The sequence below is a fragment of the Vibrio chanodichtyis genome (genome assembly GCF_028863985.1).
In the GTDB taxonomy this organism is placed as follows: Bacteria; Pseudomonadota; Gammaproteobacteria; order Enterobacterales; family Vibrionaceae; genus Vibrio; species Vibrio chanodichtyis.
Map to the genome: position 1 here is coordinate 89,358 of NZ_JARBFT010000003.1, position 16,594 is coordinate 105,951.

At 47.9% G+C, this 16,594-nt stretch carries 13 protein-coding genes; 5 read left to right on the forward strand and 8 right to left on the reverse strand.

What is annotated here, in order from left to right:
• Positions 1-43: 43 nt before the first annotated feature.
• Positions 44-1,486: an NCS1 family nucleobase:cation symporter-1 gene (locus PUN32_RS04100; RefSeq protein WP_274721903.1), complete on the reverse strand. Its 1,443-nt coding sequence runs from the start codon at positions 1,484-1,486 to the stop codon at positions 44-46.
• Between the two features lie 275 nt (positions 1,487-1,761).
• Here PUN32_RS04100 and PUN32_RS04105 point away from each other — a divergent pair, with 275 nt between their 5' ends.
• From PUN32_RS04105 to PUN32_RS04120, 4 genes are all read left to right on the forward strand, one after another.
• Positions 1,762-2,433: a GntR family transcriptional regulator gene (locus PUN32_RS04105; protein ID WP_274721904.1), complete on the forward strand. Its 672-nt coding sequence runs from the start codon at positions 1,762-1,764 to the stop codon at positions 2,431-2,433.
• A gap of 3 nt (positions 2,434-2,436) precedes the next feature.
• Positions 2,437-3,168 carry an aspartate/glutamate racemase family protein gene (locus tag PUN32_RS04110; protein WP_274721905.1) on the forward strand — a complete coding sequence of 244 codons (732 nt, stop codon included), beginning with the start codon at positions 2,437-2,439 and terminating at the stop codon, positions 3,166-3,168.
• Between the two features lie 22 nt (positions 3,169-3,190).
• Complete coding sequence (puuE, locus tag PUN32_RS04115) at positions 3,191-4,120, forward strand: allantoinase PuuE (protein ID WP_274721906.1); 930 nt, start codon at positions 3,191-3,193, stop codon at positions 4,118-4,120.
• Positions 4,121-4,224: 104 nt separating this feature from the next.
• Positions 4,225-5,709 (forward strand): carboxypeptidase M32, encoded by a 1,485-nt coding sequence (locus PUN32_RS04120; RefSeq protein ID WP_274721907.1) that lies wholly within the window; start codon positions 4,225-4,227, stop codon positions 5,707-5,709.
• 84 nt (positions 5,710-5,793) lie between these two features.
• Here the strand turns inward: PUN32_RS04120 and vceB are convergent, their stop codons facing one another.
• From vceB to PUN32_RS04135, 3 genes are read right to left on the reverse strand one after another with little or no spacing between them, the layout of a single operon-like run.
• Positions 5,794-7,329, reverse strand: coding sequence for a multidrug efflux MFS transporter permease subunit VceB (gene vceB, locus PUN32_RS04125; RefSeq protein ID WP_274721908.1), 1,536 nt, complete (start codon positions 7,327-7,329; stop codon positions 5,794-5,796).
• A gap of 9 nt (positions 7,330-7,338) precedes the next feature.
• Complete coding sequence (locus PUN32_RS04130; RefSeq protein WP_274721909.1) at positions 7,339-8,526, reverse strand: HlyD family secretion protein; 1,188 nt, start codon at positions 8,524-8,526, stop codon at positions 7,339-7,341.
• Positions 8,527-8,540: 14 nt separating this feature from the next.
• Positions 8,541-9,995 carry an AdeC/AdeK/OprM family multidrug efflux complex outer membrane factor gene (locus tag PUN32_RS04135; protein ID WP_274721910.1) on the reverse strand — a complete coding sequence of 485 codons (1,455 nt, stop codon included), beginning with the start codon at positions 9,993-9,995 and terminating at the stop codon, positions 8,541-8,543.
• Positions 9,996-10,101: 106 nt separating this feature from the next.
• Here PUN32_RS04135 and PUN32_RS04140 point away from each other — a divergent pair, with 106 nt between their 5' ends.
• Positions 10,102-10,704: a TetR/AcrR family transcriptional regulator gene (locus PUN32_RS04140; protein WP_274721911.1), complete on the forward strand. Its 603-nt coding sequence runs from the start codon at positions 10,102-10,104 to the stop codon at positions 10,702-10,704.
• A gap of 62 nt (positions 10,705-10,766) precedes the next feature.
• Here the strand turns inward: PUN32_RS04140 and PUN32_RS04145 are convergent, their stop codons facing one another.
• The 4 genes from PUN32_RS04145 to PUN32_RS04160 form a co-directional block, all read right to left on the reverse strand.
• A complete protein-coding gene (locus tag PUN32_RS04145; RefSeq protein WP_274721912.1) occupies positions 10,767-11,957 on the reverse strand; it encodes a DEAD/DEAH box helicase in 1,191 nt (396 codons plus the stop codon).
• 145 nt (positions 11,958-12,102) lie between these two features.
• The gene (gene yegD, locus PUN32_RS04150; protein ID WP_274721913.1) at positions 12,103-13,455 is read right to left on the reverse strand and encodes a molecular chaperone; all 1,353 of its coding nucleotides are present in this window, start codon (positions 13,453-13,455) and stop codon (positions 12,103-12,105) included.
• Between the two features lie 238 nt (positions 13,456-13,693).
• Positions 13,694-15,907: an esterase-like activity of phytase family protein gene (locus tag PUN32_RS04155; RefSeq protein WP_274721914.1), complete on the reverse strand. Its 2,214-nt coding sequence runs from the start codon at positions 15,905-15,907 to the stop codon at positions 13,694-13,696.
• A gap of 205 nt (positions 15,908-16,112) precedes the next feature.
• The gene (locus PUN32_RS04160; protein ID WP_274721915.1) at positions 16,113-16,592 is read right to left on the reverse strand and encodes an outer membrane beta-barrel protein; all 480 of its coding nucleotides are present in this window, start codon (positions 16,590-16,592) and stop codon (positions 16,113-16,115) included.
• Positions 16,593-16,594 lie beyond the last annotated feature (2 nt).

Below are 16,594 nucleotides of genomic sequence, written 5' to 3' on the forward strand. Positions count from 1 at the left end.
CTTTGTGCAAAACTACCCATTACAACCAAGCTAACATCAATACTTACAACTTATTCTTGGACAAACCCAACTCTGGAACCCAAGAAAACTCGGAGTCCATCAGATACCGATAGATGATTGCAGACAAACCACCACCGATAAATAGTGCGTAATTCGCCAATTCTGACACGACAAACGTCGCAATGATGGCAATCAAACTGGCACACACCAGCGCATAAACGCTATTCATATTAACTCCATTGCGATACCAGTATTGACCTTGCTTCGATTCAGTGTATAGCGAAGCGATATCTATCTCTCCCTTCTTCACTAGGTAATAATCCACAATAATAATGCCATAAAGCGGGCCAATCATCGCTGCTAGCACATCCACCGTATAATGGATCACTTCTGGGTTATTGAATAAGTTCCACGGTGTCAGCAATACCGAACCAAACGCGGCAATAAACCCTCCAGTCTTAAAGCTGATTTTCTGTGGCGACACGTTAGAAAAATCAAATGCGGGCGCCACAAAGTTCGCCACAATGTTGATGCCAACCGTTGCGAAGATAAAGGTCATCGCCCCCAGTACTGTGATCAGTCCGGAATCGAGGCGCTTTACCGTTTCGACCGGATCGGTGATTATCTCGCCAAACACCGGAATTGACGCCGATACGATTACCACACTGAACGCAGAGAACAGCAAAAAATTTAGTGGCAATCCGAGAAAGTTACCCAGCTTCAACTTTTGATAGCTGTTGCAGTAACGGGAAAAATCACTAAAGTTGAGCGTGGGCCCGGCGAAGTATCCGGCAACCAGCGCACTGGCAATAAACATCTGCACTACCACATCCCAGCCTTCGAGATTTTTCGTGCTTAGGTTAAAGCTGATGTTATCCCAACCGGCCAAATCAATCATATAAATACACAGTGCGAACATGGCGATATAAATCGCTGGGCCTGACCAATCAATCACTTTACGGATCATGTCCATACCAAACATAAATACAATACTCTGAAGTACCCACATTGAGCTAAAACCAATCCAGCCAAGATACGAAAGACCTAAGAATGTCGGTTCAACTAAGTGTTCCAGCTCGGGAGAAAAGTACAGTAATAGAATAATAAATGAGCTGGATGCAAGAAAGGTTTGAATACCGTACCATACAATCGCAATCAAGCCGCGAATTACCGCAGGAATATTGGCGCCGAAGACTCCGAACGACATGCGCGCGATCACAGGAAATGGCACCCCCGCTTTCTGACCTGGTTTACCCATTAGGTTGGCAAACGCCATCACAATAGAAATTCCGGCTAATAAGCTGATAAAAACCTGAATACCATTAAGACCAAGAGCAAATAGACTTGCGGCAAACACATAACCACCAACACTGTGTACGTCCGACATCCAGAACGCAAAAATACTGTACCAACTCCATTTCTGATCTTTATCTGGAAGCAAATCTGCGTTAGCGAGTCTATCGCTGATCGGTAATTCTTTTTTCATAATGTCATACCTTTGATATTTATTGTATACAACTACAAATACAAGGAGTATGCCAAAACAAAAGTTAAAATAACCTATTGATTTTATTAAGCACAACTTAAAAAAACAAGATAGACACGCACCATAAGTGGTCAATAAGCCACAAGTTAGTGCATAAAACAACCAACTAAATCACCCGTTAATACAAGATTAAATCTATTTGTTAACTTGCGTGAAACTGGCAAATGATATACAAACTTTCACTAGCTTTGTATACAAAAATAAAGAGCGTGATTATGTCTAACGACCAAAAAATTTATCAGAAGATGCTAAAAGCGATCGTCGAGCACCAACTTCCTCCTGGTGAACGCCTACCAGAAGACAAGCTTTCAGAAGCATTTGGTGTCAGCCGAACAGGGATTAGAAAGGTGCTGCAACGCTTAGCTTTGGAACGTTTTGTTGTCATTCGGCCAAATAAAGGCGCTCAGGTTAACCGCCCTAGTCGTCAGGAAGCCGAAGAAGTTCTTGATAGCAGAATCATATTAGAGCCACTTTTAGTTCCTGAAATCAGTGAAAACTGGAACCTTGAGATCTCACGGCATTTTCGTGAAATGGTTCATTTGGAAAAGCAGGCCGAGCATGAAGGCAATTTATCCAAGTCCATTCAACTGACGGCAAAATTCCACTATGAGCTAGCACGTATAGCGAATAATCAGGTACTAGCAGAATTTATTGAACAACTGTGCTATCGCTCATCTTTGGTGATCGCAGCATACGGCACGCGAGAAAGCGTCAGTTGTGAGTGTGGTGACCATGTAGAACTGATCAATTTACTCGACCACCACAAAATAGGCGAAGCACAAGAATGGATGCGTCACCACCTACTCCACATCAAACAATCGATTTATTTAACAGGCAAAAAAGATTCTCAAGTGGATTTTAATTCACTATTTAGGCAAATGGATTAATCAATGAAAATTCAGCTTATCAACCCAAATACTTGTCAGGGCATGACTGATAAAATAGCACTTTCCGCACAATCTGTGTGTTTATCCAGTAGTGAAATTATTTCGCGCTCTCCGCTTCATGGCCCAGAAAGTATCGAGTGCGCATTAGATGAAACGATTGCCGCTACAGCACTGCTTGATGTGATTGCGCAAGGTGAAAAAGAAGGCGTTGATGCCCATATCATCGCCTGCTTTGGTGATCCGGCGATTGATGCTGCGCGAGAACTATCGTCGGTTCCCGTAATTGGTATCGCTCAAGCAGCATTTCAGTTGGCAAGCTTGGTATCACATCGCTTTGGCATTGTAACCACCATGTCACGCACACTACCTGCGATCGCAAATCTGCTACATCATTACGGCTATCATCATCTTTGCTCTGGCGTACGCGCAACAAACATTGCGGTGTTGGATCTAGAACAAATTCAGGAAGCAACCTATCAACAGTTGCTACAAGAATGCCATGCTGCCATCAGCCAAGACGGTGCGGAAGCAATTGTACTCGGCTGTGCCGGAATGTCTGATTTAACGGTCAAGCTCTCAGTTGCGCTCAACGTACCTGTTATCGATGGTGTTTCTGCCGCGGTTAAACTGGTCGAATCATTACACGCACTCAAACTCAACACGTCCAAAAGTGGCAATTACGCCACTCCACTAAGCAAATCGTTTCACGGCCGTTATCAACATTGGAGCCGTTAAGTCAGAAACAAGGAACTTCGATATGGAAATCTCAAATCCTCGCGATTACATCGGTTACGGCCGCAAGAATATCCCCGACGCTAACTGGCCGGGTGGAGCTAAAATCGCATTGCAATTTGTCCTAAATTATGAAGAAGGCGGCGAAAACTGTGTGTTGCATGGTGACCAGCACGCTGAAACATTTTTATCTGAGATCGCGGGCGCAGAGCCGTTTACGTCACGGCACATGAGCATGGAATCACTTTATGAATACGGCTCCCGTGCAGGGGTATGGCGCATTCTCAACGAATTTAAACGGCGTGAATTACCGCTGACCATTTTTGGCATCGCTACCGCGTTGGAGCGCAATCCAGAAGTTACACAAGCTTTGATTGAAGATGGTCACGAAATCGCGTGTCATGGTTTAAAGTGGATTCATTACCAAAATATGCCAATAGAGCAAGAGCGCGAGCACATCCATCAAGCACTCAAACTGATTGAAAATCTCACGGGTAAACGTCCGAAGGGTTGGTATACCGGCCGAGATTCACCCAATACCCGCGAATTGCTGGCTGAACATAAAGATTTGCTTTACGACTCGGACTACTATGGTGACGATCTGCCATTCTGGACTCAAGTTCCAGACTGTGATAATCCCGGTTCAACACGTCCACATCTTATAATTCCTTACACGCTGGATACCAACGACATGCGTTTCTCCTCGCCTTATGGTTTTAGTCACGGTGAAGAGTTCTTTCAGTATCTGAAGGAAAACTTTGACTGTTTATACGCTGAAGGCGCGGAAAAACCCAAAATGATGTCTGTCGGTTTACACTGTCGTTTGATTGGTCGGCCAAGCCGTTTTATGGCACTGAAGAAATTCTTAGATTACGTTGCGCAGTATGATAGCGTTTGGATAGCTACACGTGAACAAATCGCTCGCCATTGGATAGCACATCATCCAGCCCCTTAAACTCATTTAACAAACAGGTAAAACTCAAACTCAGCACAATAGTTGGTGATCACAAGCGAGATTGCTACACTGCACTTTCGCTTATCACCACGGCAGGCTATGTCATGAATGCATTTAATCAATTAGTCAAACACTCGAAAAAAGTAGCGAACTTCAATCATTTGTCAGCGATTGTCGGCTGGGATCAAGCGGCCGTGATGCCCAGTGGTGGCGCTGAAGCGCGCTCACAAGCTATGGCAGAGCTTTCTGTGCATATTCACGGTTTAATGACTCAGCCACAGTTGGCTGATTGGTTTGCCGAGGCAGAAAGCGAAACCCTCAATACCGAGCAGCAAGCCACGCTGCGCGAAATGAAACGCCAATGGCAACAAGCGACGGTTCTGCCAGAAGCCTTAGTCGAAGCGCAATCCCTAGCTGGCTCCAAATGTGAGCACGCTTGGCGCAGCCAACGCAAAAATAACGATTGGGCCAGTTTTGAGAAAAACTGGGCGGAAGTGGTCAAACTTTCTCAAGAAGAAGCGCAAATTCGTGCCGAAGCAACTGGGAAAACCCCTTACGATGCGATGCTGGAGCTGTACGAACCGGGCACCACAACTGAACAGCTCAATCGCGTATTTAGTGATGTGAAAACTTGGCTACCGAGCTTGATTGATACAGTGATTGAAAAGCAGAGTTGCGAAAGTTTTATCGCCCCCCAAGGCCACTATTCGGCTGAGAGCCAAAAAGCGCTGGGACTGGATGTGATGCAGTTGCTGCAATTTGATTTTAACCACGGCCGCCTCGATCAAAGCGTACACCCGTTCTGTGGCGGCGTGCCAAGCGATGTGCGCATTACCACGCGCTACAACGAAAACGAATTTGTGCAATCACTGATGGGCATTGTGCATGAAACGGGCCATGCGCGTTACGAGCAAGGTTTACCTAAGCCTCTGGCGGGCACTCCGGCTGGTGAGGCGCGCTCAATGGGTATTCATGAATCGCAATCGCTGTTTTTTGAAATGCAACTCGGACGTCATCCTAGCTTTATTACTCATCTCGCCAAACTGGCTGGGCAGCATTTTAATGCGATCAGCGACCCGCTTTTTCAGGTCGCTAACCTGCAAAAACTCTACACTCGGGTCAAAAAAGATTTTATCCGGGTCGATGCCGATGAACTCACCTACCCAGCCCACGTGATCCTGCGTTTTGAAATCGAACGGGATTTGATGAACGGCAACATCAAACACACTGATGTGCCAGAACTTTGGGATCAAAAAATGCAGGCTTACTTAGGTCTAAGCACCAAAGGCAACTATCAAAATGGCTGTATGCAGGATATTCACTGGACCGATGGCAGCTTTGGCTACTTCCCAAGCTATACCTTAGGTGCCATGTATGCAGCGCAGTTTATGACGGCGATGCAAAAAACCGTGGATGTGGATGGCGCGATTCGCCGTGGCGATCTCTCACCGATTTTTACTTGGTTGTCTGAAAATATCTGGAGTAAAGGTAGTTTGCTGACTACCGATGAACTGGTTAAGGCGGCGACCGGTGACACACTGAATCCTGAGCATTTTAAGCGTCATCTGCAGACGCGTTATTTAGGTTAAAGTGCGATTGAGGTTAAAGTACAATCCAGATAAAAATCCGCCTGTCTAGCAGGCGGATTTCACGTAATGTCACGACTAATGACGCTAATGTACAGCGGAGGTATCGACCGCTTGTTTGGGTCTTGGCGCTAGCCAAATCAAGCCTGCGGCACAGGCAAAAATCAGCGCAATCACCATAAACAATTGATTGGTTGCCACCATCACACTTTGATTTTGCAGTGTCCAATCCATCGATGAACGAACCTGATCAATACTCATGCCACTATTAAGCATAGCTTGCGTCGCAATCCCTACCTTATCGGTTAATCCCGCTAATTCAGCATAGACATAACGCGTTTCATGCTCCCACGAGGTATTGATCATCGAGGTGGCAAATGCGCCAGACAAGGTTCGGATAAAGTTCATTAACCCAGCCGCCGATTCCATTTCATGAGGTTTGACACTGCCGAGGGCAATCGCGGTCAGCGGTACGAAAAACAGCGGCATGCCAATCCCTTGCACAAACATCGGCCAACTGATTTGTGCGAAAGTCATCTCCACCGTATTAAAACCGCGCATCAAGGTCCAGCCGCCGAGCCACATCACCCCAACAAACACAAACGGTCGCGGATCAAATTTCGACGACAAATTAGCGATAACCGGCGCTAAAAATACCGCTAAAATCCCCATGGTGGCCGTGGCATAACCCGAAACCGTGGCGGTGTAGCCCATATAAATTTGCAGCCATAACGGTGTAACCACCGAAATACTAAAAAAAGCCCCAAATGCCAGTGACAATGTCACCATACTGATGCTGTAGCCACGATAGCGGAACACTCGCAGATCAACCACCGGATTGCGTTCGGTTAGTTCCCAAATCAAAAAGGCCACAAAACCAATCGCCGCCACCACCGCAAGGGTAATAATGCGCGACGATTCAAACCAATCATGATCTTTACCTTCATCCAGCATCAACTGTAGTGCCGCCACCCACACCACTAGCAGAGCCAAGCCCACTTTATCAATTTTCGACGGCAGTGCTTTGGTTTCAAATTTTTTCAACAGCTTCCAAGCCAGCAATGCAGCAGCAATTGCCAACGGCATTTTGATGAAAAAGATGTATGGCCAACTGAATTGATCACACAACACACCACCCAAGATCGGCCCCATGATCGGCGCAATCAAGGTGGTCATTGACCAAATGCCAATCGCGGTATGACTTTTGTTTTTGGGGAAGATGCGCATCATCAAGGTTTGTGAAAGAGGCATTAAAGGTCCGCCAGCAAACCCAAGTAACACCCGAAACGTCACCAACATCCCCATACTATTGGCTAATCCACACAGCAGCGAAAAGACCCCAAACAGTATAAAACAGGTGACAAACACACGAATTGAACCAAAGCGTGAGGCTAGCCAACCGGTCAGTGGCACCGAAATGGCTTCGGCGACCGCGTAAGAGGTGATCACATAAGTACCTTGGCTGGTCGAGACGCCTAAACTGCCAGCAATGTTCGAAACCGATACGTTTGCGATAGTGGTATCTAAAATGGCCAGAAAGTTGGCCATCGCCAAACACAGGGCACCTAAAAACAGTGCCCAGCCTGATAGAGGTTGGATGTGATGATCAGAGCTATGACTCATGACTTCACCTTAGCCTTGCTCGGATGCTTTCGCCGCACGATACTGAACCAGAGTCTGTGGATCAGTATTGGCAGCCGTATCCACCGTCACCACCATCGAAAGCCCAACTTGCAGTGGATAAGCTTGCAAATCTTTGGGATCCAACTCGATACGGATTGGTAATCGCTGTACCACTTTAATCCAGTTACCCGTCGCATTTTGGGCGGGGATCATCGAAAATGCTGACCCGGTTCCACCAGAAAAACCGGCGACCACGCCATGATAAGTTACGTTGTCGCCGTACAGATCGGCGGTTAAGGTGACCGGCTGCCCCACTTTTACCTGACGTAGCTCCACCTCTTTGAAGTTAGCATCCACATAAATCTGATTGGTCGGTACGATTGCCATCAATGGTGTGCCAACTTGGATACGGCGTCCCACTTGCACTTGGCGTTTGGCAATCACCCCACTGATCGGGGCACGAATCACCGTGCGCTCAAGATCGATGCTCGCTTGCTCAAATCTTGCCTTGGCCAACAATACTTCAGGGTTACTCTCTAGCGTGCTGTTATCGGTTAAAGCGGCATTAGCTTTTTGTGAACCGATCGCGGAAAGCTTGGTGGCCTGTGCTTGCGCCATCGCAGCTTGGGCTGCATTAAGATTGGCCTCGGCTTGGGCATAACTGGTTTTGGCATTGGTCAACTCTTCCCCGGAAACCGAGCCAGAGCGCACCAAATCTTCACGGCGTGACAGATCAATCTTTGCCCGTGCAAAATCGGCTTGGGCCGCGTTTAACTGAGCCTTAACTCGCTGCTGATTGGCTTGCTGAGCCTCAACCATCGCGCTTAAACCTTCATCGTTAGCCAGATAGCTACGCACCCGACGCTGCGCCAAGGCTAAATCCGCCTCCGCTTGACGTAAGGCCAGTCGCGCATCGCTATCATCCAATTGCACCAGCACATCGCCCTGCTGCACGTATTCCGTATCCACCACATTGACTTGGGCAACGATCCCGCTCACTGCCGGCGTTACTTCCGCAATTTCAGCAGCAGCATAAGCGTTATCAGTTGAAATATAACGCGAGCCGATAAAATGCCAATAAGCGGCATAACTGCCACCGGCAACCACAATCGCAGCCGCTAAAGCGAGAAAACCGGTTTTGCGTGATTGTGCCGCGCGTTCACCATCAAATTCGGCATTAGTATTATTTGAATTCATAGCAAAGAAACCCATTAAGATTCTGTTGTAGTAAAACCGCCGCCCAGCGCATGGATCAGCGCCAGATCAAGACTAAAAGCCCGTGACTGTAAATTAACCAGTGCGGTTTGATTATTGAGCAGTGACTCTTCAGCCACCAACACATCAAGATAAGTCGCTAATCCACCTTGGTAACGATTGGTCGCAATACGTAGCGCAAGCTCTGCCTGATGTACGGCTTGCTCGGTTTTGCTGATCCGTCCCTGTAAGGCTTGGCGACTGGTAAGTACATCCGCCACTTGGTGCAATGCGTCAATTAGCGTGGCATTGTATTGCGCTACCGCTTCTTGATAACGAGCTTGCGCCGCGGTTAACTGCCCTTCTAAACGCCCACCCGTGAACAGTGGTAGATAAATCGCAGGCCCGATCGCCCCCGCGTCATTACCGCTGTTAAACAAGTTATCAAGGCCAAAGGCTTGATAACCGATAAACGCCGACAACGTCACATCAGGATAGAATTGTGCAGCCGCAATACCCACGTGCTGGGCCGCCGCCGCGGCACGCCAACGTGCAGCGGTAATATCAGCCCGATGCCCTAACAGGCCAATGCCAGCATCTTGAGGCAAACCGTAATCAGCATTTAGCGCAATGTGTGGCTCACTAATCGTGAGTGCACGATCTGGCCCCAGCCCAACCAAAGCCGCTAACTGATTTTTCTGCAGTTGGATCGCTTCATTGATAGCCAACCATTCAGCTTCGACACTGGCCGCAATCGCTTTAGCTTGACTGACGGAGCCTTGCGTCTCCAAACCATTCCGGTAACGCATCTCCAGCAGCTCAACGGTTTTGTTACGCACTTCCAGTGCCGCATGCACGGTATGTTGATTGGCATACAGCCGCGCCAATTCCGCATACGCATTAGCAATCGAGGTGCTGATCATTAAACGAGCAGCCGCATTTTCTGCAGTTGCTGCCGCTAATTCGGAAGTCGCCGCCGTCAGCGCAGCACGATTCTTCCCCCAAAAGTCAAAGTCATATTGAAAATTAAGCGTCAAGGTACCGTAATCATTCCATCCATCCGGTGGATTAGCGGTTTGATAACGCTCACTGACTTTACTTTGAGTCGCCGATGCCGCTAGCCCTAAATCAAATGAGCGCACCGCGCCAGCTTGCTGAGCCAAACCTTGCGCGCGCGTTAATCTCGCCATCGCGATATCCAATGATGGTGAATGAAGTAAAGCTTCTTCAATCAATTGATTTAATTGTTGATCTTGATAACGCAGCCACCAATTCGCTGATGGCCAGTCCATAGCAGCTTGATGAGAAAAGGTGCCGGTGACGCCCAGTTGATTGGTATCGCGGATTGTCGCCAGATCAGGATAATCATCCGCCACCGAGCAGCCGACTAACATCAAGCTACTCAGTAAAGAAACGGCAAAATAAGGCGCAGTTTTACGCAGTAAACTGGCCGCTTGAACGCTATTTTTCACATTTGAACACCTTATAACTAAACCATACAGTACGGTTATACTCTTGACAGCAGGACATCGTCAAGGGAAACTTATGCCCAATTGCTAATTGAACATAGACATCATCATGCGCGTAAAAAGTGAAGAAAAAAGGCAGGCAATTTTAGAAATTGCAAAAGATTCCTTTACACAACAAGGCTTTGAGCAAACTTCTATGTCGCATATTGCCAAGATGCTGGGCGGTTCTAAAGCGACCTTGTACAACTATTTCAGCTCGAAAGAGGAGATCTTTGCCGCGGTGATGGAGTCCTCCGCCACCGAGCAAATCGCCCTTTCCTTCCTCTCACTGGATCAAGATCGCGAGATTAAAACTGCGCTTTTAGAATTTGGTTACAATTTTTTGAACTCAGTCTTAACCCCAGAAGCGATGGCCATTTATCGGATGGCGATCCACGAAGCTGAGCGATCAGAAATTGGCCGCCATTATTATGAAAATGGCCCCAAACGGGGTTGGACTCGCTTAAGCCGTTATATTGAGAGCCAAATCGAATCTGGTGCTTTAAAAGTGTGTGATCCTTGGATTGCCGCGATGCATTTTAAGGCGCTGCTTTCTGCGCAATATTTCGAACCTTACGCATTAAAAGCGCTAGCCAAACCCACGTCCAGTGAGCTGAAAAGCGCCACACTATGTGCGGTTGACGCTTTTTTGTGTTTATACGCCGCCAGTTAACACCAATTCGGCGCATAAAAAAGCCGGGCATCTCCCGGCTTAGTGTTTGTTCAGTTAGCGAACTAAACTTGCGCGCGCTTATGTTTCGGCACGTAGTTTAAAATCGAAATCGGCACCGGTTTACTCGGCTCAAACCCTTCTACCACGCGGCGCTCAATCAAATGGCCTAAACGGCTTTCAATCATGCACAGGTTTTTGAAGTTGTCTTTTGAAACAAAAGAAATCGCTTCACCGACTGCATCGGCCCGTCCGGTACGACCAATTCGGTGTACATATTCATCGGCAGGAAATGGTAAATCGTAGTTCACCACACGAGAAAGCTGGTCGATATCAATCCCGCGCGCGGCCACTCCCGTTGCAACCAAGTACTTAATTTTGCCAGATTTAAAATCTTCCAATAACTGAGCACGGATCGCTTGGCTACGCCCGCTATGAAACGCTTCCGCTTGAATACCGCGCTTTTCCAGTTGAGCCGCCAGCTTGGCCGCACCATGTTTGGTTTCGATAAAAATCAGCGCTTGATCCCATTGCTGCTCAGTAATTAAGTGACTGAGCAAGGCTGATTTTTTGTCTTTATCGACCGTGATCAACCATTGGCTAATATTACTTTTCGAAGCTTGATTGGCTGCGATGGTAATTTCATAGGCATCATGTACCGCGGTTTTCGCCAACTCACGCACTTTACGTGACAGGGTCGCGGAAAACAGCAAAAACTGCACATCACGCGGCAAGCAATCAATGATTTTATTGATCGCCTCAATAAAGCCCATATCCAGCATGCGGTCAGCTTCATCCAGCACTACCATCTCGATCTCTTCGAAATAGACCGCGCGCTGACCATACAGATCCATCAAACGGCCCGGTGTCGCGACCAGCACATCGACCCCATCAAGCAAACGCTGCTTTTGCGCCTTTTCATCCACCCCACCAAACACGGCTAAGCTGGTTAAACCGGTAGCTTGACCATATTGCTCGGCTTTCTCCGCCACCTGCATTGCCAGCTCACGAGTTGGCACTAAAATCAGCGCGCGAACGCGTTTTTTACGCTGCGTTTGCCCTTGGCGCAGTTTTTCCAAGATAGGCAATACGAAACTGGCGGTTTTACCAGTACCGGTTTGCGCGGCAGCAATCACATCGCGACCTTGTAGGATCACTGGGATCGCTTGGGTTTGGATTTGGGTTGGGGTTTGATAACCAAGTTGCGCTACGGTTTGTACCAGAACGTCACTTAATCCAAGTTGAGCAAAAGACATAAATAGACTCTAAATCGATAATAAAAGGGCTGAGTTAAAAAGCTCAGCCTAAAAAGTTGCGCCAATTCTAACACCAAGCGCTGACTAGCGGGCGGATTTTATTCACAGGTACTGGCGGCATAACAGCGCTATTTCACGCAAACCGTTAACGAAAGCAGACTTGTGCCCAGCGCGCTAGACCAGCAGTCACCGAGCCAAAGTAATTACCACTGACCACAGGAATGTTAGGCAACGCCTGCTCAACCCCAGCACGTAAAATTGGTGAACGCGCGCTGCCGCCGGTCATAAAGATCACATCCGGCATCACACCACCAAGGGTCACTGCTTCGCTCACCAGTTCAATCATTTTGCTCTTTGGCGTCTCAATCGCCTCCATCATCGCCTCACGCGCGATAGCGACATCCAACTGTTCGGATAACACCTTGATCTGAGCGGTCACCTGCGCCAGATCCGACAGCGCTATCTTGGCTTCTTCAGCTTTTTTGACCAAACTGTAGCCGAGTTTATCCTGGTATACCGCGAGCAGACGGGCCAGTTTTTCTGGCTCACGCGCTTCTTTGTGTAGGCGTTTTAAATCCGCCAGATTTTCACGAGCAAAAAATTTGCTTTGCGCACTCACATCGTTAATCGCGATCGGATTCCAAAATTGAGTGATCGGCATATCTAGCCCACTTTGGGTTTGGCTACCAAAACCAAATGGTGTCATTAACTGCTTAAAAGCCAAATGAATATCCAGATCATTACCGCCGACGCGTTGCCCGGTATGCGCAATCAAGCTTTGGCTGCGATCAGCTTTGCCGCGCCAAGATGGCCCCATGCGTAGCAACGAACAATCGGTGGTACCGCCACCAATATCCACCACCAACACGGTTTTATCTTCGGTTAGGGTGGCTTCGTATTCCAAACCAGCAGCCACTGGCTCAAACTGAAATTCAAGCTGACGAAATCCGGCGCGAGTGGCCGCTTGGCGCAAAATATTTTCCGCTTGGCGATTGGAATCTGCGCCGCCTCGGCCTTGGAAATTAACCGGACGGCCAATCACCGCCTGATCAATGATCGTGTTTGAACGCGTTTCGGCCTGAGTTTTAATGTTAGCCATCATCGCACACACCAGATCTTCAAAAAATCGCAGTTGCATGGCGTGCAATCCGATCGATCCCAAGAACGATTTCGGCGATTTGACGTAATAGACTTGCTGCGGATCCGACAAGTAGCGATCCAGCGCCGCCTGACCGAACACCACATCATCAAACTGCAGATCAATGCCTTCCTCGCGGTTAGCCGCTACCGAACGACGTAGTAATTGCTCGCCAAGCGGATCCATAGGCGCAATGTGCCGATGTAGGAATAGATGCTCAGTTACCGAATCACGAGTTGGCGCTGCCAACGTTGAGGGAATATAAAAACGGTCATACTCAAGGGCGATCAACTGCGGATGCTCACCCTGCATGCTGGCCACTGAACAGTTGGCGGTGCCGTAATCAAACCCGATAAACATCTGCATACTCCTACTCTTGCACGAAAAAGGCCGGCGATACTACCGCAAGCCTTAGTTTATCTCTAGCAGAAGTTGTTGTTGGGTATCCAAGTTTGGCGGATTGGCGACCATTGCACCAACACCACAACTCCTTGTCAGAGCTGTGATTTAAGCATAAAAAAAGCCAGCGACTGCTGGCCTTCGTTCGTTAGAGCAATATCGCGACTGACGATGTGCTTAACGCAATGATGCGTTAACGTTAAAAAACAGGGTTAACTTTAAAAAACATCGTTTCGCCACTGCTATCATCGACGCCATCATTATCCGTCACAGCGTAACCTTGACCTGACGCATCAATCGCAAAGCCTTCAATCTTATCCAGCACATAACCGTTGCCCGCTTTCAGATCCGGCAGGAAATCATAGGCTAATTGTTTAGTGACAATCGGCAACTTGCTACCTAATGGCGCTGGTTTTACATCGGCCAGTGCCACTTTGTAAAGGCGCTTAATTTTGGCTTGCTCAGCAACTTGGTTATCCCGCTCCACCAGATATAACGCATCATTAAAATAAGTGATTTCCGATAAACCGACCCAACCTTGCGCGGTCTTCTCTAACGGATAATGCACCGCCGACCACTGCTCAGTTTTGGTGTTATAAGCCAATAATTTCGTCAGCGCTTTATCATCATTTTGCCATGGACGCTGGATAGCAACCCATAATGTATCACCAACCAGTGTGATCCCTTCTGCGCCAAAGCGGGTTTGCTCGGCAAGTAACTGGGCAGGAAAAGCCACCGTTTGGGTGATTTCACCATTAGCATCGACACGATACAGAGCATGGGGCACTTTTTTATCTAGATTGCCTTCTGAAGCTAGCCAGAAACCGCCGTTTCCATCGCTAGTGATGCCTTCTAAATCAAGATGTTTCGCGACTTTACCGTCACGTTTTACCGTGATCGCACGCTCAATCACCGCTAGCTGCTTGGTTGCATCAATAGTAAATATTGACGGCTGCGCAGCATAAAAACTGTCATTTACCGCATACAGCTTACCCGCTTGTTGAGCATCGCTCGCCAGTCCAGAGAGTGCGCCCCAACCGATGGGCACCCCTTGCGCATCATTGGCTGAAACGATCTGTGGATAGTGAGCAGGCTTGTCACTCAGCTGATAGATCATGATATGCGAGCGCGCACCACCATCTTTACCGAGATCCGCTTCATTGGCGGTGGCAAGCAGTTGGCGCTTAGGAATCGCAATCGCCGATTCAGGCGCGATCCCAGATGGCAAAACCTGCACAAATTCTGGTTTACCACCGGTATCTTTATACACTCCCACCAGTGAAGCCCGCTCCGCTAATACAAAAATATACTGCTGACCATTGAAGGTCGCGACTTCCAATCCTTCTGGTTCAATCCCTTTTTTATTAGAACGTTTTTCTGGATAGTGACCAACGCGGATTGCGTGATGCTCAAACTCGGCGCCACTTTCAAATAACACAGTGCCATTTTTATTGAAGATGGTAAAACCGCGCGCGCCACCTTGGTAGTCCCCTTCATTGGCGATCACCAAACGCTCGTTATCCAGCCACTTGACCGCATCAGGCTCACGCAGCGCCGCTTTAATGGTGCTATCAAACTGCAGCGCGCCATCTCTTTGAGTATCCACTTGGCTCAAATCAACCGCTCCGGCAGAAAAATGATTCACTACTTTGCCGGTTGGTGCATCAATGATCACGATATGATTATTCTCTTGCAAAGTGACCGCAATTTGGTGGTTATCATTAAAATCGACAAACTCTGGCTCAGGATCGTCACCGGCAATCTCAGCTAAACCGGTCAATTCAACCCGCTGTAACGTATTACAATCTGGCTTGCCTTGCTGATCTGTGCTCAAAATCACCACAAATCCGGCCGGCATTTGTGGCATCGCTCCGTCATTGAGATCTTCATCGCGCTCATTTTCTATCGCGACTGCGATATAACGGCCATCTTTCGATACCGCAACCGAATCAGGCTGGCCACCTAGATCGCACTGGGCAACTATTTTACGACTCGCGCTAGCAATCACCGCCAGATAGCCGGAAGGTTGGGTATAACTTGACGAAGTATTGACGCCAGCAAATACCCATTGACCAAACGCACTAACCGAGGTTGGCTCACCATTGAGCGATAAAAAACCGGCCGCTTGTGGCGCAGCAGGATCTTTGATATCAACAAAGCCGATCCCACCCAGCGGGCTATCAGAATAGATTAAGGTGTTACCATCAGGGGTAGCGGTAATAATTTCCGCCGATGTGGTTTGCTTGGCATCTTGATTGAGCGGCATATTATTAGCCACCGCAAAACTGGCGACACGATTAAAACTATTGATAGGATTAAAACTATTAATAGGGTTACTATTCGCGGCGCTTGGCAATGCGACACTGGCGAATAGTGTCGCCAAAACCGTTAAGCGAAATGGAGAACGAGCCATTTGAAATCCTTTTTATTCATCAACTGGCGCTTACCCTAGTAAGACAAGATGACAAATTGGTGTCTAACCGATGTCAATTTAATGAAACGCAACTATGCTGGCAGCCATATCACTGACTCTAGGTCTCCTATGCATACAAAAAAGCCAGCCGAAAATCGGCTGGCTGGCAAACATACAGAAGTGATTTGAGTATCGATTTAACCGATTATAAAAAGTGCAAGGTGGCATTAAAAGAAATCGTGCTCACATCACGGCTATCCATGGTGTAGTTCATATAACTTGCACCAACCGATAGTGGGCCCATGATGAAGTATTCCGCGCCAACGCCATACATCACATCCACCCCATCATCAGATTTACCGCCATTAGCATCAATATCCCATGCATGAATGCCGCCTTTGGCGTACACGTGCAGAGGGCCAAAATCAAAGCTTGGTTTCACCGCAAAGTAGAACGAAGATGGTGAATATTCCACCGCACCAATATCAAAATCACCATGATTTACATAGCCGCCTTCTAAGCCAATGATTGGCAGAATACCAGTACCCGCATGTACCGAGTAAGAGGTACCACTTTTGCCTTCAAAATCTGAGCGTCCAATCGAGGCACCACCGTAGATCCATGAGTCAGCGATCGCGGTTGAAGAGGCACCCAGTAGTGCCAGAGCCAGTAATGTCTTTTTCATCG